At 49.7% G+C, this 24,151-nt stretch carries 19 protein-coding genes; 8 read left to right on the top strand and 11 right to left on the bottom strand.

Translation table 11 applies throughout. From position 1 onward, the window contains the following. The first annotated feature begins 333 nt into the window (after nucleotides 1-333). The 3 genes from glpX to UF06_RS22530 all read left to right on the top strand — a co-directional run bounded on the left by glpX (nucleotide 334) and on the right by UF06_RS22530 (nucleotide 2,880). Nucleotides 334-1,341, top strand: a complete 1,008-nt coding sequence (glpX, locus tag UF06_RS22540) for a class II fructose-bisphosphatase (RefSeq protein ID WP_045572468.1) — start codon at nucleotides 334-336, stop codon at nucleotides 1,339-1,341. Nucleotides 1,342-1,673: 332 nt separating this feature from the next. Next, nucleotides 1,674-2,294 carry a metalloregulator ArsR/SmtB family transcription factor gene (locus UF06_RS22535; RefSeq protein ID WP_045572467.1) on the top strand — a complete coding sequence of 207 codons (621 nt, stop codon included), beginning with the start codon at nucleotides 1,674-1,676 and terminating at the stop codon, nucleotides 2,292-2,294. Nucleotides 2,295-2,541: 247 nt separating this feature from the next. Beyond that, nucleotides 2,542-2,880 (top strand): DUF3135 domain-containing protein, encoded by a 339-nt coding sequence (locus UF06_RS22530; protein ID WP_045572466.1) that lies wholly within the window; start codon nucleotides 2,542-2,544, stop codon nucleotides 2,878-2,880. Nucleotides 2,881-2,982: 102 nt separating this feature from the next. On the opposite strand, the gene UF06_RS22525 is transcribed toward UF06_RS22530, so the two are convergent. After that, entirely contained in the window at nucleotides 2,983-3,330 is a 348-nt protein-coding gene (locus UF06_RS22525) for a 5-carboxymethyl-2-hydroxymuconate Delta-isomerase (protein ID WP_045572465.1), read from the bottom strand. Between the two features lie 301 nt (nucleotides 3,331-3,631). Between UF06_RS22525 and tpiA the strand changes: the two genes are divergently transcribed. Next, the gene (tpiA, locus tag UF06_RS22515; protein WP_045572463.1) at nucleotides 3,632-4,402 is read left to right on the top strand and encodes a triose-phosphate isomerase; all 771 of its coding nucleotides are present in this window, start codon (nucleotides 3,632-3,634) and stop codon (nucleotides 4,400-4,402) included. 99 nt (nucleotides 4,403-4,501) lie between these two features. Here the strand turns inward: tpiA and UF06_RS22510 are convergent, their stop codons facing one another. Then, entirely contained in the window at nucleotides 4,502-5,668 is a 1,167-nt protein-coding gene (locus tag UF06_RS22510; protein ID WP_045572462.1) for a nucleotide sugar dehydrogenase, read from the bottom strand. Nucleotides 5,669-5,908: 240 nt separating this feature from the next. Here UF06_RS22510 and galE point away from each other — a divergent pair, with 240 nt between their 5' ends. From galE to UF06_RS22485, 4 genes are all read left to right on the top strand, one after another. Continuing rightward, entirely contained in the window at nucleotides 5,909-6,919 is a 1,011-nt protein-coding gene (galE, locus tag UF06_RS22505) for a UDP-glucose 4-epimerase GalE (RefSeq protein ID WP_045572461.1), read from the top strand. A 713-nt stretch (nucleotides 6,920-7,632) separates the two neighbouring features. Continuing rightward, complete coding sequence (locus tag UF06_RS22495; protein WP_045572459.1) at nucleotides 7,633-8,055, top strand: nucleotidyltransferase substrate binding protein; 423 nt, start codon at nucleotides 7,633-7,635, stop codon at nucleotides 8,053-8,055. Continuing rightward, on the top strand, nucleotides 8,043-8,366 hold the full coding sequence (locus UF06_RS22490; RefSeq protein ID WP_045572458.1) for a nucleotidyltransferase domain-containing protein: 324 nt from the start codon (nucleotides 8,043-8,045) through the stop codon (nucleotides 8,364-8,366). Before UF06_RS22495 ends, UF06_RS22490 begins: the two co-directional genes overlap by 13 nt. A gap of 699 nt (nucleotides 8,367-9,065) precedes the next feature. Then, nucleotides 9,066-12,902, top strand: a complete 3,837-nt coding sequence (locus UF06_RS22485) for a DEAD/DEAH box helicase (protein ID WP_052702616.1) — start codon at nucleotides 9,066-9,068, stop codon at nucleotides 12,900-12,902. Nucleotides 12,903-13,389: 487 nt separating this feature from the next. Here UF06_RS22485 and UF06_RS22475 read toward each other — a convergent pair whose 3' ends face one another. The 9 genes from UF06_RS22475 to UF06_RS22435 form a co-directional block, all read right to left on the bottom strand. Next, the gene (locus UF06_RS22475) at nucleotides 13,390-13,827 is read right to left on the bottom strand and encodes a DUF86 domain-containing protein (protein ID WP_045572456.1); all 438 of its coding nucleotides are present in this window, start codon (nucleotides 13,825-13,827) and stop codon (nucleotides 13,390-13,392) included. Continuing rightward, nucleotides 13,824-14,213 (bottom strand): nucleotidyltransferase domain-containing protein, encoded by a 390-nt coding sequence (locus UF06_RS22470; RefSeq protein ID WP_045572455.1) that lies wholly within the window; start codon nucleotides 14,211-14,213, stop codon nucleotides 13,824-13,826. The genes UF06_RS22475 and UF06_RS22470 overlap by 4 nt, the downstream gene beginning before the upstream one ends. A 200-nt stretch (nucleotides 14,214-14,413) precedes the next feature. Further along, complete coding sequence (locus UF06_RS23275; RefSeq protein WP_052702615.1) at nucleotides 14,414-16,534, bottom strand: plasmid pRiA4b ORF-3 family protein; 2,121 nt, start codon at nucleotides 16,532-16,534, stop codon at nucleotides 14,414-14,416. 601 nt (nucleotides 16,535-17,135) lie between these two features. After that, complete coding sequence (locus UF06_RS22460; RefSeq protein ID WP_045572454.1) at nucleotides 17,136-17,645, bottom strand: DUF2442 domain-containing protein; 510 nt, start codon at nucleotides 17,643-17,645, stop codon at nucleotides 17,136-17,138. Continuing rightward, nucleotides 17,639-17,908 carry a DUF4160 domain-containing protein gene (locus UF06_RS22455; RefSeq protein WP_045572453.1) on the bottom strand — a complete coding sequence of 90 codons (270 nt, stop codon included), beginning with the start codon at nucleotides 17,906-17,908 and terminating at the stop codon, nucleotides 17,639-17,641. The genes UF06_RS22460 and UF06_RS22455 overlap by 7 nt, the downstream gene beginning before the upstream one ends. Before the next feature lie 717 nt (nucleotides 17,909-18,625). Then, complete coding sequence (locus UF06_RS22450; protein WP_045572452.1) at nucleotides 18,626-19,957, bottom strand: MBL fold metallo-hydrolase; 1,332 nt, start codon at nucleotides 19,955-19,957, stop codon at nucleotides 18,626-18,628. A 451-nt stretch (nucleotides 19,958-20,408) separates the two neighbouring features. Continuing rightward, nucleotides 20,409-22,361 (bottom strand): nucleoside-diphosphate sugar epimerase/dehydratase, encoded by a 1,953-nt coding sequence (locus UF06_RS22445; protein ID WP_045572451.1) that lies wholly within the window; start codon nucleotides 22,359-22,361, stop codon nucleotides 20,409-20,411. A 34-nt stretch (nucleotides 22,362-22,395) separates the two neighbouring features. Continuing rightward, nucleotides 22,396-22,992, bottom strand: a complete 597-nt coding sequence (locus tag UF06_RS22440; RefSeq protein ID WP_045572470.1) for a sugar transferase — start codon at nucleotides 22,990-22,992, stop codon at nucleotides 22,396-22,398. Continuing rightward, entirely contained in the window at nucleotides 22,985-24,148 is a 1,164-nt protein-coding gene (locus UF06_RS22435) for a DegT/DnrJ/EryC1/StrS family aminotransferase (protein ID WP_045572450.1), read from the bottom strand. The genes UF06_RS22440 and UF06_RS22435 overlap by 8 nt, the downstream gene beginning before the upstream one ends. Nucleotides 24,149-24,151 lie beyond the last annotated feature (3 nt).

Here is a 24,151-nt window from a genome sequence, read left to right as displayed (position 1 = left end):
AGGTCCTAGAGCAAGGTACCGAGGCTTGCGGCTAAATGAATATGATTTAAACAGAACGGCAGTCATTACCAACTTGCATATAGCGATGGGTTTAGCTGCTTAAAATTTAAACTATATGGTGCTCTAGTACCTAGAACCTTCTTTTCCTAGCACCTAGAACCTTCTTTTCCTAGCACCTAGCAACCTTCTCTTCCAGCTCTTTCCTTGCAAACTAGAATCTCGCAACCTCGTAGCTTTCCCTCTTTTTTGATCCCCGCAAACGTTTTCCCTGTTTTTTATGCTAGAATCGCCGCCAATTTTTCTCTTCCTTCGATTCTGACTTTTGGAGACAACATGAAACGCGATTTAGCAATGGCATTTTCCCGCGTGACGGAAGGCGCCGCTCTGGCGGGGTATAAATGGCTTGGCCGTGGTGACAAAAATGCCGCCGATGGCGCCGCAGTTGAAGTGATGCGCACTTTGCTAAACAAAACCGAAATCAGTGGCGAAATCGTGATTGGCGAAGGCGAAATCGACGACGCACCGATGCTCTACATTGGCGAAAACGTTGGCTTAGGCGGCGATGAAGTCGATATTGCGGTCGACCCTATCGAAGGCACACGCATGACCGCCATGGGGCAATCGAACGCTTTGGCGGTGTTAGCCGCAGGTGAGAAAGGCAGTTTCCTCAAAGCGCCCGACATGTATATGGAAAAACTGGTGGTCGGCCCTGGCGCTAAAGGCGTGATCGACCTCAACAAGCCAGTAAAAGAGAACTTAGAAAACATCGCTAAGGCGCTAGGCAAAACCCTCGACACCTTAGTGGTCATCACCCTTGCCAAACCACGCCACGATGCCGTTATCGCTGAAATGCAGCAAATGGGCGTGCGCGTGTTTGCCGTGCCCGATGGCGATGTCGCCGCGTCTATCTTAACCTGCATGCCAGACAGCGAAGTCGATGTGATGTACTGCATTGGCGGCGCGCCAGAGGGCGTCGTGTCTGCTGCGGTGATTCGCGCGCTGGATGGCGATATGCAGGGCCGCCTATTGGCACGAAATATCGTAAAAGGCGATACTGAAGAAAACCGCCGTTTTGCCGCTTTCGAACTGGAGCGCTGCAGCGAAATGGGTGTGGAAGCGAATAAAGTGCTGAAGCTGGATGACATGGCGCGCAGCGACAACGTCATTTTCTCCGCCACGGGCATCACCAAAGGCGACCTACTTGAAGGCATCAGCCGTAAAGGCAATATCGCCACCACGGAAACCTTATTGATTCGTGGCCACTGCCGCACTATACGTCGGATCAAATCGACCCATTACTTAGAGCGCAAAGACGAAGAGATCAAGCAGATTATTCTTTAAAGGAAGAGCAGGGGCTAGGGACTAGGGACTAGGAAGAGCAGGGGCTAGGGACTAGGGACTAGGAAGAGCAGGTCCTAGGCCCTAGGAAGAGCAAGAGCAAGAATCTAGAGCCTAGAAACCTAGAAACCTCGTAACCTGCCTTTCCTAGAACCTAGAAACCTTCTTTCTTGCCCAGGAACCAGGGCCGCTCTTGCCCTTTCCAGGGCCACAGGACCACAGGACCGCTCTTGCTCTTACCCACTGTTCTTTATCAACCCTTTTATTTACTAAACCTATGACGCATAATATTTGTACTTAAGCACCATTCAGGATACGGGCGTCTGTAAGCCAAGATGAAAACGATAGACAGGATACTCCAGTCGATTAAGCGAGAGGGCTCGGTGACCGCCAAGCAACTGGCAGAAGAGTTTGGCATGACCACCATGGGGGCCAGACAACATCTGCAAGGGTTGGAAGAGGCGGGCATCGTCAGCTTTCACGATGTCAAAGTCAAAGTAGGCCGCCCGACTCGGCACTGGTCTCTCACACTCAAAGGACACGAGCAGTTTGCCGATCGCCACAGCGAACTCACCATTCAGATGATCGACGTGGTCGAGAGCTTGTTTGGCTCAGATGGTTTAGCCAAAGTCGCCGCTGAGCGAGAGCATCGCACTTTTATCCAGTATCAAAAAGCCTTGGCCGCTTGCGGCGATCTGCACAGCAAGCTGCAAAAGCTCACGGAAATACGCGAAGAAGAAGGCTATATGGCCGAGCTTGAGCAGACCGACGAAGGCTTTATTTTGAGCGAAAATCATTGCCCCATCTGCCGAGCCGCCACCCGCTGCCCCGCTCTATGCCAATCTGAACTCAACGTTTTTCAAAAGCTGCTTGGTGAACACTGCCATATTGAGCGCACGGAACACATTATCGAAGGCCGGCGCCGCTGCGCGTATCGGATAGTAAGCAGGGACTAGGAAGAGCAGGGACTAGCTCCTAGGAAAAGCAAAAACCTAGCACCTAGAAACCTTCTCTTTCCTAGAAACCTAGAACCTAGAACCTAGCAACCTAGAACCTAGAACCTAGCAACCTTCTCTTAACCGCTTCCTTCTCGTCTCACTTCTAAGACATTGCCACATCCCTGCGCCACTTTCTCATTTCTGATTTATGCTTATTTTATGGCTACTGTTTAAATTATCATCAATCGTTACAGGGAGAGTCGCCATGGGATATCCACAACTGGACCAGAGATTACCGTCATTCGATGAGATGATGACTCTTGCCGCCGAAAACCCGGCCGCTTTCAATCAGTTTAAGCAGGAAATGTGCAAAGAGATGATTCTGTCCGCGTCTGAAGCGATGCGCGAGCGCTTGGAGGCGCAGCAAAGCCATATTGATCGCGTGATCAGCCGCTGCAAAAACCCCGTTCACACCAACGTGGTGTTAATGAATGAACTGACAAAACAGATGGTGAAATTTCGTGCTGCACTGGAAAGTGACGGTAAAGAGCCAGCGCACAGTGAAGCGCAAATTATTCCCTTCACAACGAAAAACTTCTATTAATCTTAGGCCCTGAAACGCAAACAGGGCCTTTTACTTTTTATAAGACTCGAAACTGATATCGCTTGCAGGCTGTTCTCAGTCGCGGTCAGTAGCGGCGGCAGCTTAGTTTACCACTTTCTGAAAGCACGCTTTGTCCATATCTCGGATATTGACCGTTAAGCTGCGCACATGGCTGGCTTGCTCTTGCAACACCGCCATGAGTTGGCGGGAAAGCTCGCGTTTTTGCTCTTCACTGCGACCGGAAAGCAGATCAAAACTGACATGAATAAAATCCACGCTATCACCCTCTTCCCCCACTAGCCAATGATGGCTGCGCAGCGTACGCGATTTCACCGAAGGTTTGTCAAACAAGCCGCAATCCAGCGCGATTTGGTGCAGATCTTCCAACAATCCGGGCACATTGATGCGCTCTTCCACCGAATTGGAATATTCTAAAACTAAATGAGGCATGACCTTTCCTTTTATCCTTGAGGCATGGTTGGCATTTGCCCCCATAAATAGCAATCTGAAAGGAAAATGCCGAGTGATTGACTATCATTATGCCAGACAGATCACCAATCGATTGCTTTTAACCATTTTATCAGTGGATAAAGCAGCGCCGACCAAGCGAGAGAAAGCCATAACTAATGACACGAGTCATGATCTGGCCACATAATTCTGTTATATTCCTACGTAGATTTTTTACATAAATGCGCTTCACCTCGGCTTAGAGGTGAAACCTTGAACCAATAAAAGATATGGAGATATTCCTATGCGTCGTCCTGTAGTGATGGGTAACTGGAAACTTAACGGCAGCAAAGCAATGGTAACTGAGCTGCTAACTGGTCTTAACGCTGAGCTAGAAGGCGTTGAAGGTGTTGACGTTGCGGTTGCTCCACCAGCACTTTACTTGGATATGGCTGAGCGTCTGATCGCGCAAGGCGGCAACAAGATCATTCTTGGTGCACAGAACACTGACATCCACAACAGCGGCGCATACACTGGCGACATGTCTCCAGCGATGCTGAAAGATTTCGGTGCAACGCACATCATCATCGGCCACTCTGAGCGTCGTGAATACCACAACGAATCAGACGAATTCGTCGCGCAGAAATTTGCTTTCCTGAAAGAGAACGGCCTGAAGCCTGTGTTCTGTATCGGTGAAACTGAAGCGCAAAACGAAGCGGGCGAAACCGAAACGGTTTGTGCACGTCAAATCAACGCGGTGATCGACGCGTACGGCGTTGAAGCTCTGAACGGCGCGATCATCGCTTACGAACCAATCTGGGCTATCGGCACAGGTAAAGCAGCAACTGCTGATGACGCACAGCGCATCCACGCTTCTATCCGCGCCCTGATCGCAGAGAAAGACGCGGCAGTCGCTGAGCAAGTGATCATCCAGTACGGCGGCTCTGTAAAACCAGAAAACGCAGAAGCGTACTTTGCACAGCCAGACATCGATGGCGCGCTAGTGGGCGGTGCTTCTCTGGATGCGAAGAGCTTTGCTGCCATCGCGAAAGCGGCGGCAAAAATGAAAGCGTAATGTCCAACGCGCTCACTTCAATCCTAGATTGAACACGCAGATGAAAAACCGACGTCACGCACGTCGGTTTTTTGTTGCTTCTAGAAGAGAGCACTGAGGCTAATCCTGACCAAACAGATCGCGCGTATAGACTTTATGCGCCACATCGCTGAGCTCTTCCACCATCCGATTGGTGACGATCACCCCCGCCTTCGCTTTGAACTGCGCTAAATCACGCATTACGGGCGAGTTAAAAAAGCGCTCTTCTTCCAGCACGGGCTCATACACCACCACCTCAATGCCGCGCGCTTTGAGCCGCTTCATGATCCCCTGCACCGAAGAAAAACGGAAATTGTCGGAGTTGGCTTTCATGATTAAGCGGTAGATGCCCACCACTTGCGGATGACGCTTTAAAATTGACTCAGCGATAAAGTCTTTACGGGTGCGATTGGCCGAAACAATCGCTTTGATCAGGCAGTTGGGGACATCACGATAGTTGGCCAACAATTGCTTAGTATCCTTGGGGAGACAATAGCCGCCATAGCCAAAGGAAGGGTTGTTGTAGTGGTCACCAATGCGCGGGTCGAGCCCCACACCTTGAATGATTTGTCGACTATCCAAACCATGCACTTCGGCGTAAGAATCCAGCTCATTGAAATAGGCCACCCGCATGGCCAGATAGGTGTTGGAAAAGAGCTTGACCGCCTCGGCTTCGGTGGCGTTTATCAGCAGCACTGGAACATCGTTTTTTTCCGCCGCTTGCGCAAACAGATCCGCGACCCATCTTGCTCTCTCACTTTGCTCGCCAACAATGATGCGCGATGGGTAAAGGCTGTCGTACAACGCGCGCCCTTCTCGTAAAAACTCCGGGGCAAACAGCACGTTTTTGCCCGATTCACCACGGCGAACACGCTCGGTAAACCCGACTGGCACGGTTGAGCGCACCACCACCAGCGCTTGTGGCCGATAGCGATGCACCTCGTCAATCACCGACTCTACCGAAGAGGTGTCAAAGCCATTGTTGCGCGGATCATAATCGGTCGGCGTGGCGACAATCACCAGCTCGGCGTTTTGATAGGCACTTGGCGCGTCCACCGTCGCGGTGAGGTTGAGTAAGCCAGAAGCCATAAAGCGTTGAATATCTTGATCGATGATCGGGCACTGCCGCGCGTTAATTTGCGCTACCCGCTGCGGGTTTAAGTCCAGCACTGTGACATGGTGGTACTGCGCTAGCAGCGCGGCATTGGCCAGCCCGACATAGCCAGCCCCAACAACGGTGATCTGCATACGACACTCCGCTTTGTCTGAATGAGGTTTTGCCCAAGCTCGTTTTTACTCAAGCTTGGCTTATCTCAACAAGCGAATGTGACACAGGGAAGACGAAGGCATGATCGATTCAAGACGGCTTCGCCAGCGGTAGGGAGATCGCTTTTTGTGGCGAGTTTGCGTAAACTAACGCCGTCAATTTGGCTAAAAATTTTGCAGATAATACTTCAGATTTTGCAAACAATACTTCAGAGGAACAGCATGAATATTCTTGTCACCGGAGGCAGTGGCTATATCGGCAGCCACACCTGTATTCAGATGATCGAAGCAGGCATGACGCCAATTATTCTCGACAATTTGTACAACAGTAAACTTTTGGTGCTGGATCGTATTCAGCAAGTCACGGGCGTGCGGCCGACCTTTTATCAAGGCGATATCCGCGATAGCGCTATTCTACAAACCATCTTTACTGAACATCACATTGATGGCGTGATCCACTTTGCTGGCCTGAAAGCGGTGGGCGAGTCGGTGGAAAAACCGCTGATGTATTATGATAACAACGTCTCTGGCACCTTGAATCTGGTGCGCGAAATGGACAAAGCTGGAGTCAAAAGTCTCATCTTTAGTTCGTCGGCCACGGTGTACGGTGACCCTGCCTCGGTGCCTATTCGCGAAGATTTCCCGACCTCGGCCACCAACCCTTACGGGCGCAGTAAGCTGATGGTGGAAGAGTGCTTGCGAGATTTTCACCACGCCAACCCACGGTGGAGCATCACCTTGCTGCGCTACTTTAACCCTGTAGGCGCACATCAATCTGGCCTGCTTGGCGAAGATCCGCAAGGCATTCCCAACAACCTGTTGCCTTTTGTTGCCCAAGTAGCGGTGGGCCGACGTGACAAACTGGGCGTGTTTGGCAACGACTACCCAACACCCGATGGCACTGGCGTGCGCGATTACATCCACGTGGTTGACTTAGCCGATGGCCACCTTGCGGCACTGAATAAAGTGGGCCAACAAGCGGGCTTACACATTTTTAACTTAGGCACAGGGCAAGGCAACAGCGTGTTGGAAATGGTCGCCGCCTTTGAAAAAGCCGCCGAGCGCCCAATCGCCTATGAAATCAAACCGCGCCGCGCTGGCGACATCGCAGAATGTTGGGCTGACCCATCCTACGCCGCCGAAGCACTCGGCTGGAAAGCAACGCGCTCGCTGGAGACCATGGTCGCCGATACGTGGCGCTGGCAGTCCAACAACCCGAATGGGTATGAGTGAGGAAGGGCGGAAAAGCAGGGACTAGGAAGGGCAGGGGCTAGGAAAAGCAAGAGCGAGTTTGCTAGGGGCTAGATTGCTAGGAAGAGCAAGGGCGGAAAAACAAGAGCTGAAGAGAAGGTTCTGGGTTCTGGGCCCTTGGTCCTGGGAAAGGCAAAGGCGGATAAAGAAGGGACGAGTTTTCTAGGGACTAGATTACTAGGAAGAGCAAAGGCGGAAAAATGGTTCTGGGTCCTGGGTTCTTGGTCCTGGGAAAAGAAAAAGCAGGAAACGAGTTTTCTAGAAGCTAGGTTACGAGGGAAAGCAAAAGCGGAAGAAATGGACCTAGGTTCTGGGCCCTTGGTCCTGGGAAAAGAAAAAGCAGGAAACGAGTTTTCTAGAAGCTAGGTTACGAGGGAAAGCAAAAGCGGAAGAAATGGACCTATGTCCTGGGCCCTTGGTCCTAGGAAAAGAAAAAGCAGGAAACGAGTTTTCTAGAAGCTAGGTTACGAGGAAAAGCAAAAGCGGAAGAGAAGGACCGCTCTTTCCTGCTTTTCCCTAGAACCTAGAAACCTAGAACCTAGCAACCTGCTCTTTCTCGCCTAGGAACCAGGACCGCTCTTCCCCGCTTTTCCTAGAACCTAGCAACCTTCTTTTCCTAGTCCCTAGAAACCTGCTCTTCCCCGCCCTTCCCCCGCTTTCCCTGCTCTTTTTGCTGAGCTATCAAGGAGTAATTCATGATCCAATTTGATAAATTTGAACGCTCACTGCATCTGCTACAAGAGCAAAATGAGCGGCTAAATCAACTGCAGATAGAGGAAACCGAGCCATGGATTATTGAAGCCGTCAAGGAGTCAATAATTCAACGCTTTGAAACCTGTTGGGATAGCCTTTGGAAAATCACCAAACGTTATCTTTCGGAAAACATCGGTTTGCCTGAAGTGCCAAATGGGCCCAATCCGGTTTTACGCCTTGCTCATGAAAACATGTTGCTACCCAGTAGCATCGAACGGTGGATGCACTATGCCAAAGCCCGAGTGGCTACGTCGCATGATTACAGCGGGGAAAAAGCCGATGAAGCCTTGGCATTAATGAATGATTTTGTTACCGAGGCCATTTTGTTGTACCAAACGTTAAGCGGTCAAGCATGGAAAAAGTAACGCAACCTAAACTTGCTATCACGGAAGATCAAGCGAAGGAAGTCGCTCAACTGTTAGCGCTGTACTTACCGGAAACCTTGGTATGGGCATTTGGCTCAAGAGCGAAAGGCACGGCCAATACGCGCTCAGATTTAGATTTGGTGGCTTTTGCCGACAAACCACAAGATTTAGCGGTCTATCAATTGCAACAAGCCTTTGAAGAAAGCAGCCTGCCCTTTCGAGTCGATTTGCTGGTCTGGGATAATCTCACGCCAGTTATGCAGAACACTATCCGAGAGCACTATGTGGTTGTGCAGGGGAAAAGGGGCTAGGAAAGCAGAGCGAGTTTGCTAGGGACTAGATTGCTAGGAAGAGCAAAGGCGGAAAAACAAGAGCTGAAGAGAAGGTTCTGGGTTCTGGGCCCTTGGTCCTGGGAAAGGCAAAGGCGGATAAAGAAGGGACGAGTTTTCTAGGGACGAGATTACTAGGAAGAGCAAGGGCGGAAAAGCAAGAGCTGAAGAGAAGGTTCTGGGTTCTGGGCCCTTGGTCCTAGGAAAAGCAAAGGCGGATAAAGAAGGGACGAGTTTTCTAGGGACGAGATTACTAGGAAGAGCAAGGGCGGAAAAGCAAGAGCTGAAGAGAAGGTTCTGGGTTCTGGGCCCTTGGTCCTAGGAAAAGCAAAAGCGGAAGAGAAGGACCGCTCTTAACCGCTTTTCCTAGAACCTAGAAACCTAGAACCTAGCAACCTGCTCTTTCTCGCCTAGGAACCAGGACCGCTCTTGCCCTTCCCAGGACCGCTTTTCGAGGGCCACAGGACCGCTCTTAACCGCTTTTCCTAGAACCTAGCAACCTGCTCTTTCTCGCCCAGGAACCAGGGCCGCTCTTGCCCTTCCCAGGACCGCTCTTAACCGCTTTTCCTAGAAACCTAGCAACCTTCTCTTCCCTTCCCTGCTTTTAAGATGACAAAAACGCCAACAGCTGCAATGATACTGATTTTCTAGCCAGATACTTAGAGAAAATAGGAAAACTAGGTGCAGCACTTTGTTTCAACGCCAAATCAATTAAAAGAGGGGCAAGTCGACTTTCTTGCCGCCATCATTGTCAGTGTCAGTCGCAAGGCGGATGATGCGTATTTATCCTACGTTAACTACGTCGGCGAAAAACACACTGGGCAATTCGCCGCGCTGCGAGAAGAGTGCCTACAATCCGGTTGGATCCGCGCTAGCACGCATCAAGACAAAACGTTTATTTACCTGACCGCCGACGGATGGTGCGTTGCGCTATTTGCATGTCAGATGACCTCACAAAAACAATTAAGTCAAGGCTTGCGCACCGCCATACGCGCACCGGGCGCTCATTATGCACGCCTGTACGCCTCTTGGTTCGCACCGCACTATCTTTGGTCGGTGGATGCCGAACTGATCGAACAAAGTATCAATGATGGTTTTCACCTGCTAACGCAAAGCGACCAACTCTGGTACTTGGTCAAGACCATTCCATTTGCGCAAGGTGCGGGAGATTATTTTCTCGCGACCTACCCGCGCATGTTACTCACCGCCACCTCACCAGCCACCTATGACACTTTGCATGCTAAGGTGTCTGGTCTCGTGAAAAGAACCTTACCCATTCAACTGAGCCAAGATGTGGGCCTGTTTTCATCGAATCCAAGCAAGGCCAAACACTTTCTGGAGCCGCTTGACGAACACTATCTGGTCCAGCGTGAGAGTCTTTTTGCGCTCAATCCTCGCACACGTCTCAGCCTCTCGCTGTTAATCGATCTGTTTATCATTCAATGCCTGCGCCCTGAGTTAGTCGCAGAGCGGATTGAGCAACTTGAAGGGCTGGATGCGGCAAGCCAGAATCCGCTGGGCTTTTTCCATTGGCAAAAACTCTTTGACTATTTGCAGATGAGTGACGATACGCTGGTCACACTGTTTTACGATGCGCCGATGTGGCTTGAGTCAGTGCAGACCCCACAAGGTATTGCTTGGGGGCAATTAGTGCTGGACTTACTGCAAATGTGCCGAGTCAAAACACGTCCTGAACTGCGAGCTTTTTTCACCACCTTGGCCAATCACCCGCTGGCTGAGCCACTGGATAGCAGCAAGGCACCAGCTCAGTTTAACCTCGCGCATATGGCGCAACGTCTCTTTGCCTATTTGACCGACGAAGAAACGGATCAAGGCCGCTTTATTGATAAACCCGACGCATGGCAAATGTGGATCAGTGAAGTGACCACCACCTTGCGCGATCCGAAAGAGCAGCAAGATGAGCGCTTAGCCTGGGTGATCAGCGAGCAAGAGACCTTGATGGTCAAGTTACAGAAACGGGGCAAAAAAGGCTGGAGCATAGGGAGAAAAATCGCCCCACACACGCTGCTTTACGACAACCACCTCTCGTTGACCAGCATTGATCTGGCGATTGCCGAACACTTGCAAAGCCGCCATGATTATTGGAGCGACACCTTTAAGCTCAACCCCACATTACTCATGCTGCTGTCACAAAGTAACAGCGTGTTTAACTCAGTTGGGGAGCCGATCAGTTTGGTCGCAGAACCGGCCTTGGTGGTGCTAGAGGAAGAAAAAGGACAGCTCGCATTGCAATGCCATCCCAAGGTAACCAAGCAGTCGCAAGCTTGCCTAAAGCCACGCACGGAAGGGATCTACTCTTTCTATTCGATTCCCGAACACGTCGAACGCTTTTTTACGCTCGCCGGACAAATGCCCGCGGTAGCGATTGAACAGGCCGATGCGTTGATCGAACGCTTGGGCGATAATGTCAACTGGTACTTTATCAGTGAAGCGCGCGGCAACATTACCCTAGGAGAATGGGACACCACGCCACACTTGTGGCTCAAGCTTGGTGAAGGGAAATTGGAACTGGCGATTGAACACCAATCACTGGACCAATGCACCCGTATTGGCTCGGGACAAGGCACACTCTGGCTCTATCAGCAAGGGAAGATCTGGTATCGCCGCGATCTTGCTCAGGAGCGGCAGCAAGCCAAAGCCATTGCCAAAACACTCGGTTTAAAGGCGTGTAAAAGCCACCGCTACAGCGTGCCTAGCCAACAACTGCCGCAACTACTCGACGCTCTAGAACAGCTTGAAGAGGTCACCATCCACTGGCATCAAGCCAGCAAACGAGTCAAACAACTGCGCTCACAAGATGTGGGCCTAGCGATACGCCAACAGGAAAATTGGTTTCAAGTGTCAGGGGATGTGCATTTTGATGGCGCGCAAGTGTTGGATCTCAAACGTCTGCTTGAAGCGCGACGCACAGGATTTATTACCTTAGAACAGCAGAACCTCACCCTGTTAGTCAGCGATGCGCTGCGTAAACAGTTGCATTTCTTAGACAGCGTGTTAGATGACAATCTCTCGGTAAACCGCCAACTCGCCTACCCGCTACAAAAGCTGATCGAAACCATGTCGGTGCAAAGCGATCACGGTTGGCAAGCGCTACAACAGGCATGGTCACAACCCATCACGTTAGATGAAGCGCTGCTTGAACCACTGCGCGATTATCAACGCAGCGGCGTCCTCTGGGCGGCGCATTTGCTGCACAATGGGTTTGGCGTCTGCTTAGCCGACGATATGGGCCTTGGCAAAACACTGCAAGCATTAACCCTGCTGAGCCATTTTCAAGCGCAAGGCCCAAGCTTAGTGGTCTGCCCCAAATCGGTCTTACTCAACTGGCGTCAAGAGAGCCAGCGCTTCACGCCGCAGTTAACCGTGATTGATTTAGAGAGCTGCGCCGATCGCCAGCAAACCTTAGCCAACGCTCGCGCCGGTGAAGTGATCGTACTCAGCTACGGGTTAGTGACTCGCCTAGCCGATGCCTTGCAAGCCACCGAGTGGCAAACCGTCGTCTTGGATGAAGCGCAGCAGATCAAAAACCCCAATGCCGAACGCGCTAAAGTGTTGTTTGAGATAAACGCGCAGCGGCGCATAACCCTCTCAGGCACCCCAGTGGAAAACCATTTGGTGGAGCTTTGGAGCCAGTTCGCCTTTTTAAACCCGGGCTTGCTCGGCTCTTTAAAACAGTTCAAAAGCAAATACGCGCAAGCCAGCAAAAATGAAGACGACCTGCTGCGACTGCGCGCTTTAGTCAGCCCCTTTATTTTGCGTCGTCTCAAACAAGAGGTGCTCACTGAACTACCGGAAAAAACAGAGCTCGTCCATCATGTTGAGCTGACCAGTAAAGAGCGCAATGCCTATGAAGCAGTGCGTAAAGAAGCGTTAGAAAACCTGAGTGACGGCGGCACTCATTCCACCATTTCGCTGTTCGCCAGCTTAACGCGTTTGCGCCAAGTGTGTTGCGACCCAGGCTTAGTGTTTGAGCACCTCACCGACACCAGCAGCAAACAGAAAGAGGCGTTGCAACTGGTCGAAGACGCCCTTGAGGGCGGACACAAGATCCTGGTGTTTAGCCAATTTGTTCAGTTGCTCAAACGCTTCGGCCAGCAGTTAAACCAACACGGGGTCGATTTTTCTTACCTGGATGGGCAATCCACCAGCAAGAAACGACAAAGTGCGATCAACGCGTTTAAATCTGGCGAACACAACTTGTTTTTGATCAGCCTGAAAGCGGGCGGTTCAGGGCTCAACCTCACCGAAGCGGATACCGTGATCCACCTTGACCCATGGTGGAACCCAGCGGTAGAAGATCAAGCGAGTGATCGGGCTTATCGTATGGGACAAACCAAACCCGTCACCGTCTATCGCTTGGTCACCGTCAACACGGTAGAAGAAAAAATCATCCAACTGCACAGTGAAAAACGCGACTTGGCTGACAAGGTTTTGTCCGGCCAATCCACCGCCGAGCAACTCAACCCAGAATTGCTCATGCAGTTAATGACGGAGTAGGGGCGGAAGAGCGGAAGAGAAGGGGCTAGGAAGAGCAGGGACTAGGTGCTAGGGAAGAGCAGGGGCTAGGTCCTTGGGAAAAGCAAGGGCGGAAGAGAAGGTTCTGGGTCCTGGGCCCTTGGTCCTGGGGAAAGACAAAGGCGGAAAAGCAAGGGCGGATAAAGCAGGGACGAGATTGATAGGGAATAGATTGCTAGGAAGAGCAAGGGCGGAAAAAATGGTCTTGCTTTTCCTGCTCTTACCTAGTCCCTAGAAACCTGCTCTTCCCTAGAACCTAGCAACCTAGGAACCAGGACCGCTCTTTCCTAGAACCTAGAACCTAGCACCTAGTACCTAGTACCTAGTACCTAGAATACTAACGCCCTGCTCTTCCTGCTCTTACCTAGAACCTAGAAACCTAGAAACCTAGCGACCTTCTTTCCCTAGCGACCTTCTTTCCCTAGCAACCTTCTTTTCCTAGTCCCTAGAAACCTTCTCTTCCCCGCTTTTAACGACGCAAAAATTCGATGGCTTTATCGCAAAATGCAGCTAAAACGTGATAGCGCCCTTGCGCAACGATTGAACGGACAATATTGATATCGATATTTAAATAATCGTGCACCAAACCATTACGCATGCCAATAATCTGCCGCCACTGCACCAGCTCATCGGCGGTTATCAGCCCATGCAGGTGAAGTTGCGCAAAGGTTTGATAAGCGTCTGCTGCCGCTTGCTGCTGACATTTTTTTAAACAGTGCTTGGCTAGCCCAATGGATAATTCGGTCAATATCTGCAACAAACGTTCAATCGCTAAATAATCACGCCGACGCAGTTCACCTTGCGCTAACTCTGCACGCAACTCATCAAGCTGCTGACAATAGTCCTGCTTGTGTTTTGTCGCTTCGGTTAAATAGAGCTGCAATCCTGCTGTTTCATGATATTTCATCGCTTCGCCTCGCGCTGTTGGTATTCAAATAGGCTATTGATGCGTGTTATCTCTTGCCATGCTCGTGCACTGCCATCGCTATATATGAGTTGCCCTGTTTCTATAATTTGATAGGCCAGATAAATAGGGATTTGATTGATATCTACCAAAGAGACTTGTTGCTCGGGCAACTGCAATGCCGCAGCCCAATCGAGCGCCAAACTGTGAGGACGCGCATACCGCGCGAGAGGATCAAGCGAAAAATCATGAAAGGCAATCGCCAGATCATAATCACTATCTCGCCGGGCTCTATCTTGCGCTCGCGAACCGTACAACCAAATAGCCGCAATATCGGTATTTTTTTGCGCCAGTTGTTCTATGTTGTCCAGCAGATCATTCGCAGGCATCGTCGGTGTTCACATGTTGGGTATTTAAGCGATAGATTATCATCCATAAAGAGGACGGGCTAGAAAGAGCAAGAGCGGAAGAAATGGTCCTAGGAAGAGCAGGTCCTAGAACCTAGAAACCTAGAAACCTAGCAACCTAGAAACCTTCTTTTCCTAGTCCCTCGAAACCTTCTTTTCCTAGCCCCTAGCCCCTTCTCTTCCTACTCAAACCTCAACAACTCATTAACCTCATTTTTATCAAAAGCTTTAGCGTCCCAGCCCTCTTCCATGCCGTACCACTCCAGCTGCTCTTGTTCTTCTTGAGTGCGCTCAGTTTTGGCTGCTGCCTCTAATAATGCGTTGTATCCCCACATACCGCCGCAATCTTCTGGTGGGCATTCGCCGCTCCCGGCGGTGACTTTGGGTTGCCAGCAATCGCGCTTGTTGATTTTTTCTAAGACAACGGAGTGTTGCCAATGATCACCAAAATCATAGACATAGCCCATGCTATCCCCTTCATTGCGCAGCACGGCCATCAACGGAATCTCATCGGCAGGCAACGGACTTTCTGGCGAATCATCAATGTGGCCAAGTTTGGTGGCAAAGGTGTACGCATGGTAGTTATCCCAACCCATCACATCTTGCAGCAGGTTGTGCAGCGAGTGCATGTCGATACTGCTCGAGACCGTAAAACGACGCCACACTTTCGGTTTGCTATCCATCAACTGTACTTTGAGTACATAGCCAGTAGGCTCCGCAAGTTCACAGAAGATCTTATCCAGTTGCTGATCTTGCTGGCTCTCATGCAAGCTCGCTTCAGCCAGCCAATCAAACAGCGGGAAGGTTTTTCGACCTAATCCGCCCTCTTGGAGCAAAAACGCACAGGCGAGATAGCTGTTAGCCGGAGCTATCAAAAAATTTGGCGGCAGCAGAGAAAAATGCGCCAGTAAAGCGGCATGAGAGAGCGCTTCGATATAGCGCTGTGGCTGGGCCAAATAGCAGTGGTCACGCACTTGGCGCGCTTTAGTCAACATTGGGTCAATGTCGTGCACCAGCCAAGTTTTGAACATCGGTGTATTGAGCAACATTTTGCTCACTTTGCGTTCATTATCTCGCCAATCCGTCTTTTGCGTTTCAAAGTGACAGATTTCAGCGATGTGATCTAAGTTAAACGCCTGCGGCTCACTCCACGCGTTGGGCAGCAAAGCCAGAATCTGCAAGGTATCGACCGACATACGCTCCGGGCTGGATTGCTGCTCGTGCAACGCCCAAGGGAGTAGATGACGCAGCAAGAGCGGGTCACACGGGATAGCACCCACTTCACCTTTTATTGTTTCGACCATGTGTTGAAATTGGTGACGATCAATATGGGGGATAAAGTAGCTATCGACCAAGCCGTAGCCAAGCCGAAATACCCCGCCTACTTGGTGCAAACTTTTGCCATCGGCATCTTGCACCAGCGCAAGAAACAGCGTGGAGTGCTGGCCATCAGCAAAAGAAACATACAGCTCCACCACTTGGCTCGGCTGGCTTTGTTTGGCATGTTGCATCGCAAGGCGGTTCCACTTAGGTAAATGAGCCTTGACCTTTTCATCGGCAAAACGCTGTACCAACAACAGGTAGTTGCGATTGGTTAAAAACTTCCACTGCTTATCGGCGACGTCATTCAACCGTTCTGCTGCAACGTTGGCAATCTCTGACTCTTTGTGCAAAGTGAGCAGCAACAGCGCGTCCACAATCCACTTTTGCTTGAGAAAACAGGCAAGTAAGACTTTCACCCCATCAATGGGATAAACCGCCAGCTCATCGCTGATCATTTGGCAAAACGTAAAGCCACTGTCAATCCCTTGCTGAGTAATCTGCTCGGCCATCTGGTCCAACATTTTCTGAGGGTCTACAGGTAGGCTTGGCACATTGTTTGGCTGCTCTTGCTCTTGCTTTTGCATTTGCAGCTCGGCAAGTGTGTCAATCACTGCGGGCTCAATCGACAATTGGTGTGACTTAAGCACTTTGACCATGCTGTAAGCCATCTGCAGATTAATCTCCCCGCCTTCAAGCAGATCAAGCAAACAGCTGTTGAGAATGGGCAGCATCTCCAGCGCGTCGCCATTACGCAGTTGGATGCGCAATTCGTTGGCCATAAAGTCGAAGTAAGGCAGAAAGGTATCGCTATACGCCTCGGCCGCTTCATCCGGCATAGTCATGCCAAACGGCAAAGCAAACAGTAGCGTGGTAGGCTCTGCAAGGTAAGCCAGTTCATCGCGTGTCAGTTGCTCAAAGGTTTTTTGCTCAGTCACCATGCCTAAGAGTTTTTGAAGCGGCTGAGGGAAGTGATTTTTCATGTAAAGTCTGATGTGAAAACGTGATGGCAAACAGTGTATGCAGTTTCGCCCCTCACGGCCATCCCCAAAGGAAAAAATGGGAGGAAGGGCAAGGAAGAGCGGAAGAGAAGGTCCTAGGAAAAACAGGTCCTAGTTCCTAGGGAAGAGCAGGGACTAGGAAGAGCAAGGGCGGAAGAGAGGGGCCTAGGTTCTGGGTCCTTGGTCCTGGGAAGAGCAAGAGCGGAAAAAGAAGGGACAAGATTAACAGGGACTAGATTGCTAGGAAGAGCAGAAGCGGAAGAGAAGGACCGCTTTTCCCTAGAACCTAGCAACCTGCTCTTTCTCGCCCAGGAACTAGGGCCGCTCTTGCCCTTCCCAGGACCGCTTTTCGAGGGCCACAGGACCGCTCTTAACCGCTCTTCCTAGAACCTAGCGACCTAGGAACCAGGGCCGCTTTTCCCCGCTTTTGCCCTTTCTCGCCCAGGAACTAGGGCCGCTCTTGCCCTTCCCAGGACCGCTTTTCGAGGGCCACAGGTCTGCTCTTCCTGCTCTTCCTGCTCTTCCTGCTCTTCCTGCTCTTCCTACTCTTCCCTAGAACCTAGTCCCTAGCGACCTTCTTTCCCTAGCCCCCTGTAGTGGTACGCTCCTTGGCCAGCTCAATCACTGCGTGCCCTAATTGAACCAATGTGCCAAAGTTTGGCGTCGTTTCTGGCTTCAAGGAGCGATACGCACTGGTACGGCTCTTTATGCCTGCTTTTTCAATAACTTGGCCATGACCAAACTGTTCTACATAAGAGCGAATAGCCGCTTGTAGAATATCTGGACGCCCTTCCATCATGGATTCCCATGAGGCTTGTTTGATGACAGCTTCCATTTCTTGGACATTAAAACCGAACTCAACGGGTTTCTGCGACCCTTTGGTAATATCACGAAGTGTCGCCGCAGATAGCTCGATACCGCTCCAGTTCAAAGAACCATCACCTGTCAAAGAAAAGCGCTTAAAGTCCTTCACTTCTGAAAACGGCTTTTTAGAAAAGTACACCGACAAATCGGCGTGGCCTTGGTAGCCATCATTGAATGTCAGCGCTAAGGTATGCTCTGAGATATAATCGACATCGATAACTTTCAACATAAATCACCTAACTTACCAGGGTTTTCCCCATTCACCGCTTTATGCCACATAATCATCAATTGCTCTCGATGTTCGAAAATGTGGTTCTCAGCACGTTTGCGTTGTTTGTTGGGTAAATAACCTTCTAAACACTCCCCCGTTTCAATAGCAATAATTAACTCGTAACTACCGTATTTCACGTGGATATGCGGTAATTTATGCTGTTTGTTATCAAAGAAGTACAAGCAAAATGAAAGGCCCAATAGGGCGTCAATTTCTGGCATTCCCGCCTCGAACTCAACGTGGTCAAGGAACTATAGCAGCGTATCTTTAAAGAGACAAGAAGGCAGGGAAGGGACGAGGAAGAGCAAGGGCGGATAAAGAAGGGACGAGTTTTCTAGGGGCTAGATTACTAGGAAGAGCAAGGGCGGAAAAGAAGGAACGGAAGAAATGGTCCTGTGGTCCTGGGGAAAGAAAAAGCGGAAGAGAGGGTACTAGGTTCTGGGCCCTTGGTCCTGGGAAGAGCAAGAGCGGAAAAAGAAGGGACGAGATTGATAGGGACTAGATTGCTAGGAAGAGCAAGAGCGGAAGAGAAGGAACGCTTTCCCCTGCTATTCCCTGCTCTTCCCTGCTCTTCAGGACCATAGGGCCATAGGACCGCTCTTAACCGCTCTTCCTAGTCCCTAGAAAACTAGTCCCTAGAAACCTGCTCTTCCTGCTCTTCCCTAGAACCTAGCGCCCTGCTCTTCAGGACCATAGGGCCATAGGTCCGCTCTTAACCGCTCTTCCTAGTCCCTAGAAACCTAGAACCTAGCAACCTGCTGTTCCTAGAACCTAGCGACCTAGGAACCAGGGCCGCTTTTCCCCGCTTTTGCCCTTTCTCGCCCAGGAACCAGGGCCGCTCTTGCCCTTCCCAGAACCGCTTTTCAGGGCCACAGGACCGCTCTTAACCGCTTTTCCTAGTCCCTAGAAACCTGCTCTTCCCTATCAACCTTCTTTTCCTACAACCTCACAACCCCCGCGTAACCCGTAGCATTCAGTGCTTGCGCAAAGGCTTGCTTGCTGCTTGGCTCGCCGTGGATGAGATGAATTTCTTGCGGAGCTTGGCCAATGCCATGGATAAAAGCCAGCAACTCAGATTGATCCGCATGGGCAGAGTAGCCCGACATCACGTGGATACTGGCGTTTACTTCGACCTCCTCGCCATCAATGCAGAGGTTTTTTTCACCTTGAGCAATGCTACGCCCGAGCGTTCCCTCGGCCTGATAGCCTGCAAAAATCACATCGGTGCGTTCATCGCTCAGCAGCGCTTTCAAATAGTCGACAATCCGCCCGCCCTGACACATTCCCGAAGCGGCCACCACAATCGCCGCGTCCCCGGTTGAAGCCAAACGGTTGACTAACGCTTGATGAGTGCGGTAATCGCTAATCTGAATACATTGATCAAACGCTAGCGGATGGCGATGCATCTCCAGACGTTGCTTTGCTTCCTCACCCCATAAGGTTTTAAAGTGCCGATAAGATTGCGTCACTTGCTGGGCCATCGGTGAGTCTAGGATGACGGGCAAATCGGCGGCAATTTTATGCTCATAAATCAGGCGCTCAAGGTCAAACAGCAGCTCTTGGGTACGGCCAACACTAAAAGCCGGGATTAAAATGGTGCCGCCATCGGCTAAAGAGCGTTGAATGATTTTGCGCAGCGTTTCCGCTCGGCCTGCAACATCATCATGATTGCGGTTGCCATAGGTGCTCTCTATCACCAGATAATCGGCCCGCTCTGGCGGTTGCGGATCGGGCAAGAGCGGCGTATTACTCGGGCCTAAGTCACCAGAAAACACCACCACTTCACCACTGGCTAAGCGAATTTCAACGTAGGCCGAACCCAAAATATGCCCAGCGGGTTGAAAGCGCAGCTCAAGCGAAGCCTCCGTGTTTCTCTGCGCAGAGAGTGTGAGCCATTCACCATAGCCCAATGGACGCAAACGCTGTTTAACGGCGTGTAAAATTTGCTGTATTTGTTGGTGATTAAGGCCCAACTGTAACTTAAGGCCATCTTCTAACATCAGTGGGATCAGCTCTGCACTGGCTGGAGTACAGTAGATTGGCCCGCGAAAGCCAGCGGCAAGTAGCCACGGAATGCGACCGATGTGATCGATATGCGCATGAGTGACAATCAGCGCATCAATATGCTCTACGGAGAAATTTAATTCAGCCTGCGCCGACTCTTTGCCCTGAAACAGGCCACAATCGATTAATAGCGCCATGCCATCTGCGCGCAGCTCATGACAAGAGCCTGTAACGGTATCTTTACCGCCATGATGAAGTATTTGCATTTCCTTTGCCTTAGTCGCCAATTAAGATAGGAAAACGCTAGCATATTCGCTTTTACTTGAGCGCAAATTGTTGGAAATTTTCGAGGCAGGGCAGAAAAGCAGGCCCTAGGAAAGGCAGGGACTAGGAAAAAGCAGGCCCTAGGTCCTAGGAAAGAGCAGGGACTAGGAAGGGCAGAAAAGCAGGAGCGAGATTGCTAGGAAGAGCAAGGGCGGAAGAGAAGGTCCTGGGTTCTGGGCCCTTGGTCCTGGGGAAGGCAAAGGCGGAAAGGCAGGAGCGAGATTGATAGAGGCTAGATTGCTAGGAAGAGCAAGAGCGGATAAAGAAGGGACGAGTTTTCTAGGGGCTAGATTACTAGGAAAAGAAAAAGCGGAAAAGCAGGACCGCTCTTAACCGCTCTTCGCCCTTCCCCGCTCTTCCTAGTACCTAGCCCCTAGAAACCTTCTTTTCGTCCTACGCCGTTACCTTCATTTCAACGACTTTAGCCTGAGACGCTTTGAGTTTCTTCTTCGCGTTCCAGACGAGATCGCCGATACCATCGGTTGGGTTAAAGCCTGTTGGCGTTTCCAGCAGGATTTGGCGAATCGCCTCATGGTCAAAATGGTGGCATGCTAAATCAAGATCTTCGAGAATGTGATTAAACTGCTCTAGCGGCAAGAACTGCTCGTTGGCCGTCATAATGCGTTCATGCTCTGTGCCTTCAACGTTATCGCCAATCAATAACTCTTCATAGAGCTTTTCGCCTGGGCGAAGGCCGGTGAATTTAATCTCAATATCGCCGTTCGGGTTAGAAGGCGATTTAACTTCAAGCCCAGAGAGGCGGATTAAGTTTTTCGCCAGATCAACGATTTTTACTGGTTGGCCCATATCCAAGACAAAGACATCGCCACCTTTACCCATTGCGCCTGCCTGAATCACCAACTGAGCTGCCTCTGGTATGGTCATAAAGTAGCGAATAATATCTGGATGTGTCACGGTGATCGCTTTGCCCTCTTCAATCTGACGTTTGAAGAGAGGAATCACAGAGCCGGATGAACCAAGCACATTGCCAAAACGCACCATGCAAAAACGCGTACCATTGGGTTTGCTGTTCTCTTGCTGCGCTAGGGCTTGCAAGCCCAACTCAGCCATTCGTTTTGAGGTACCCATCACATTGGTTGGGCGTACTGCTTTGTCGGTTGAGATAAGCACAAAGGACTCTACCCCTGCCTCAATCGCCGCTTTGGCAGTGTAATAGGTGCCAAATACGTTGTTACGCACCCCTTCGACCACATTGTATTCCACTAGTGGCACGTGTTTATACGCGGCCGCGTGGTACACCGTTTGTACCCCAAAGGCACGCATGGTGGTGCTGACACGGTTAATGCGTTGCACTGAACCCAACAGTGGGATGATCTCGACGTTAAGCTTTTCTGTTTCAACCAGATTGGAAAGCTCTTTATCAATTTGATAAAGGCCAAATTCAGACAGCTCAAAAAGAACCAGTGATTTAGGTTTTTGCCTGACGATTTGCCGACAAAGCTCTGAGCCGATAGACCCCCCCGCGCCAGTCACCATTACCACTTTACCTTGGATGTTGGCTTTCATCAGATCTGGGTTGGGTGCGACCGGATCGCGGCCAAGCAGATCTTCAATCGCGACATCTTTCAGCTCATCGACTGTGGCATTGCCGTTGACGATATCGTTGAAATCAGGCACGGTGAGCACTTCTACTGGAAGGTGCAACAAAGAATCGATGATGGTTTTACGTTCCGAGCGAGAAGCACGCGGCGTAGCAAGCAAAATCTTTTCTATGCCTTGCCTTTCGACCAGTTGATCAACACTGCTTGGCGAGTAAACGTTAATCCCTTGAATGATGGTATTTGCTAATGATGGATCATTATCAATAAAGCCTTGTACTTGATACGATTCCGCATTTCTTAACGCGATGGCGAGCTGCCGCCCTGTGCTGCCCGCGCCAAAAATCAATACCCGTTCAGAGCCTTTACGGCTAGCCTGCACAATGAGTGAGCGCACCAACATGCGCGCCCCGCCACAGAGAATAGCGAGGAATGTCATATAGATGACAGGCACCGTACGCGGCACCGCGGCATCAAAATAGTAGGCAAAGCTGGTGATAGAAAGTGCGGAGATCACCGCACCAATCACAACGACCGTTAACGCATGGAAAGTTAGGTAACGCAATACCGCGCGATACAACCCCAGTTTGGTAAAGGCGATTAGCGTTACGGTTAAGGTGCCAAGCAGCGTTAACCAAGTTGGCCCTGAAACCGAAAAAGAGACCTCTCCCGTTCGCGCCGCCAAGGCGAGAAAGAAAGAGAAGGTGATCAATAAAGTATCAATAGCCAAACTGATCAGACGCTTATGCATCCGAGGCAGAGACCAAATATAAGCCAACTTGTCCATAATTATCTCTCTAAATACATAAATTACATAGTAATTATGTTCTCTTGATTATTTTCTTTATTGTAGAAAATATAATAAAAATATCATCTAAGATAGTATGATTATCGACATATTGTAAATAATATGTCTGCTTCACTGGCAAAATCACATCAATGTAGGCTTTTTTGGGATCACTATACTGACCTAAAATATCACTCTCATCGACCATCTCGATTGATGCCCGATCAGTAATACCCGGCTTTACCGATAAAACTTTATCCTTAACATCCGTTGGATAACAATCAATAAATTCTTGCACTTCTGGACGAGGGCCAACTAGGCTCATATTACCTAGGAACACATCGATGAGTTGCGGTAGCTCGTCGATTTTGCTCTTCCTCAAAAATTGTCCAGATCGAGTGATCCTGCTATCGTTACCTATCGTTAATCGGCCTTCGCTCTCTGCCTGCACTTTCATTGTTCGAAATTTATGAATTCGAAATGGATTCCCCTTGTAACCAACTCTTGTTTGTCTAAAAAAAACCGGACCAGGTGAGTCCAGCTTAATCCAACAAGCCACAGAAATAAAAACTGGCAATAGACAAAAAATCCCGATGAAGGATAGAAATAGATCAAAAAGTCGTTTAGCCATCTGCGAGAACCTGTTTAACTGCATTGACAACTCTTAACAAATCGTCATCGTTCATTTTTGTATATAATGGTAAAGAAACTTCGGCTTCAAAAATAGATTGAGCAATAGGATACATTTCTGGTATCAGTTCGTATGTATCACGCCAATATGGGTGCAAATGCAAAGGAATAAAATGTACAGAACAGCCAATGCCTAATTCAGACATTTTAAAAATAAAATCATCTCGAGATATCCCAGCATCATCCTTTAGCTTAATCGGATATAAATGCCATGCATGTGAACTCACCTCATTAGGTAATGCAGGAAGAACAATAGGCAGTTCTTTGAGTTGCTGATTATAATACTCAGCCATACGTTGACGTTTAATTTGGAAGTCTGGTAACTTAACTAACTGATGCAAGCCAATAGCTGCCGAGATATCTGGCATATTATATTTGTAACCCGGTGCAACAATTTCATAGGACCAGGCTGGCTTCGTTGATGTATAGCGATCAAAGGCATCACGGCTTATTCCATGTAGTCGCATAATTTTGCAACGTTTTGCAATGTCTTGATTACGCGTAACAACCATGCCCCCCTCACCAGTTGTCATCGTCTTATTCGCGTAAAAGCTAAACACGGTGACATCAGTGTCCAAAGTTCCAATTAGTTTACCATTGTAAACTGTTGGTAATGCATGTGCTGCATCTTCAATAATGCGGATATCGTGCTTTCTTGCGATAGAAATAATTTCATCCATATCACATGCAAGACCAGCAAAATGAACAGGAATGACTGCTTTTGTTTTCTCTGAAATCGCCGCTTCAAAAGCAGTTGGTGTCATATTAAATGTTGATTCCTCAACATCAACCATAATAGGTGTAGCACCTAGATATCGAACAATTTCAGCTGTTGCAGTAAATGTATATGTAGGAACAATAACTTCATCTCCAGGTCCTACGCCGATAGCTTCTAACGCCAAATGAAGACCTGACGTGGCTGAGTTCACGGCAATTGACTCTAACTTTTCATCACCTAAAAAAGCGGAGAACTGTTCTTCAAAACGTTTTGCCTTAGGTCCTGTAGTTACCCAACCAGAACGTAATGAATCAACAACTTCTGCAATTTCTTCTTCGCCAATTTCAGGTAGAGCAAATGGTAAAAAATCTGTACTCATATC

The organism is Vibrio sp. S234-5, assembly GCF_000960595.1.
Taxonomy (GTDB): Bacteria; Pseudomonadota; Gammaproteobacteria; order Enterobacterales; family Vibrionaceae; genus Vibrio.
Note: the sequence above shows the minus strand (reverse complement) of the source record. Positions and strands in the feature narration are given on the sequence as shown.

Bases quoted from the DNA above. Each gene is read 5' to 3' on its own strand.
- glpX (WP_045572468.1), top strand. From the start codon at position 334: ATGAAACGCGATTTAGCAATGGCATTTTCCCGCGTGACGGAAGGCGCC.
- UF06_RS22535 (WP_045572467.1), top strand. From the start codon at position 1,674: ATGAAAACGATAGACAGGATACTCCAGTCGATTAAGCGAGAGGGCTCG.
- UF06_RS22530 (WP_045572466.1), top strand. From the start codon at position 2,542: ATGGGATATCCACAACTGGACCAGAGATTACCGTCATTCGATGAGATG.
- UF06_RS22525 (WP_045572465.1), bottom strand. From the start codon at position 3,330: ATGCCTCATTTAGTTTTAGAATATTCCAATTCGGTGGAAGAGCGCATC.
- tpiA (WP_045572463.1), top strand. From the start codon at position 3,632: ATGCGTCGTCCTGTAGTGATGGGTAACTGGAAACTTAACGGCAGCAAA.
- UF06_RS22510 (WP_045572462.1), bottom strand. From the start codon at position 5,668: ATGCAGATCACCGTTGTTGGGGCTGGCTATGTCGGGCTGGCCAATGCC.
- galE (WP_045572461.1), top strand. From the start codon at position 5,909: ATGAATATTCTTGTCACCGGAGGCAGTGGCTATATCGGCAGCCACACC.
- UF06_RS22495 (WP_045572459.1), top strand. From the start codon at position 7,633: ATGATCCAATTTGATAAATTTGAACGCTCACTGCATCTGCTACAAGAG.
- UF06_RS22490 (WP_045572458.1), top strand. From the start codon at position 8,043: ATGGAAAAAGTAACGCAACCTAAACTTGCTATCACGGAAGATCAAGCG.
- UF06_RS22475 (WP_045572456.1), bottom strand. From the start codon at position 13,827: ATGAAATATCATGAAACAGCAGGATTGCAGCTCTATTTAACCGAAGCG.
- UF06_RS22470 (WP_045572455.1), bottom strand. From the start codon at position 14,213: ATGCCTGCGAATGATCTGCTGGACAACATAGAACAACTGGCGCAAAAA.
- UF06_RS23275 (WP_052702615.1), bottom strand. From the start codon at position 16,534: ATGAAAAATCACTTCCCTCAGCCGCTTCAAAAACTCTTAGGCATGGTG.
- UF06_RS22460 (WP_045572454.1), bottom strand. From the start codon at position 17,645: ATGTTGAAAGTTATCGATGTCGATTATATCTCAGAGCATACCTTAGCG.
- UF06_RS22455 (WP_045572453.1), bottom strand. From the start codon at position 17,908: ATGCCAGAAATTGACGCCCTATTGGGCCTTTCATTTTGCTTGTACTTC.
- UF06_RS22450 (WP_045572452.1), bottom strand. From the start codon at position 19,957: ATGCAAATACTTCATCATGGCGGTAAAGATACCGTTACAGGCTCTTGT.
- UF06_RS22445 (WP_045572451.1), bottom strand. From the start codon at position 22,361: ATGGACAAGTTGGCTTATATTTGGTCTCTGCCTCGGATGCATAAGCGT.
- UF06_RS22440 (WP_045572470.1), bottom strand. From the start codon at position 22,992: ATGGCTAAACGACTTTTTGATCTATTTCTATCCTTCATCGGGATTTTT.
- UF06_RS22435 (WP_045572450.1), bottom strand. From the start codon at position 24,148: ATGAGTACAGATTTTTTACCATTTGCTCTACCTGAAATTGGCGAAGAA.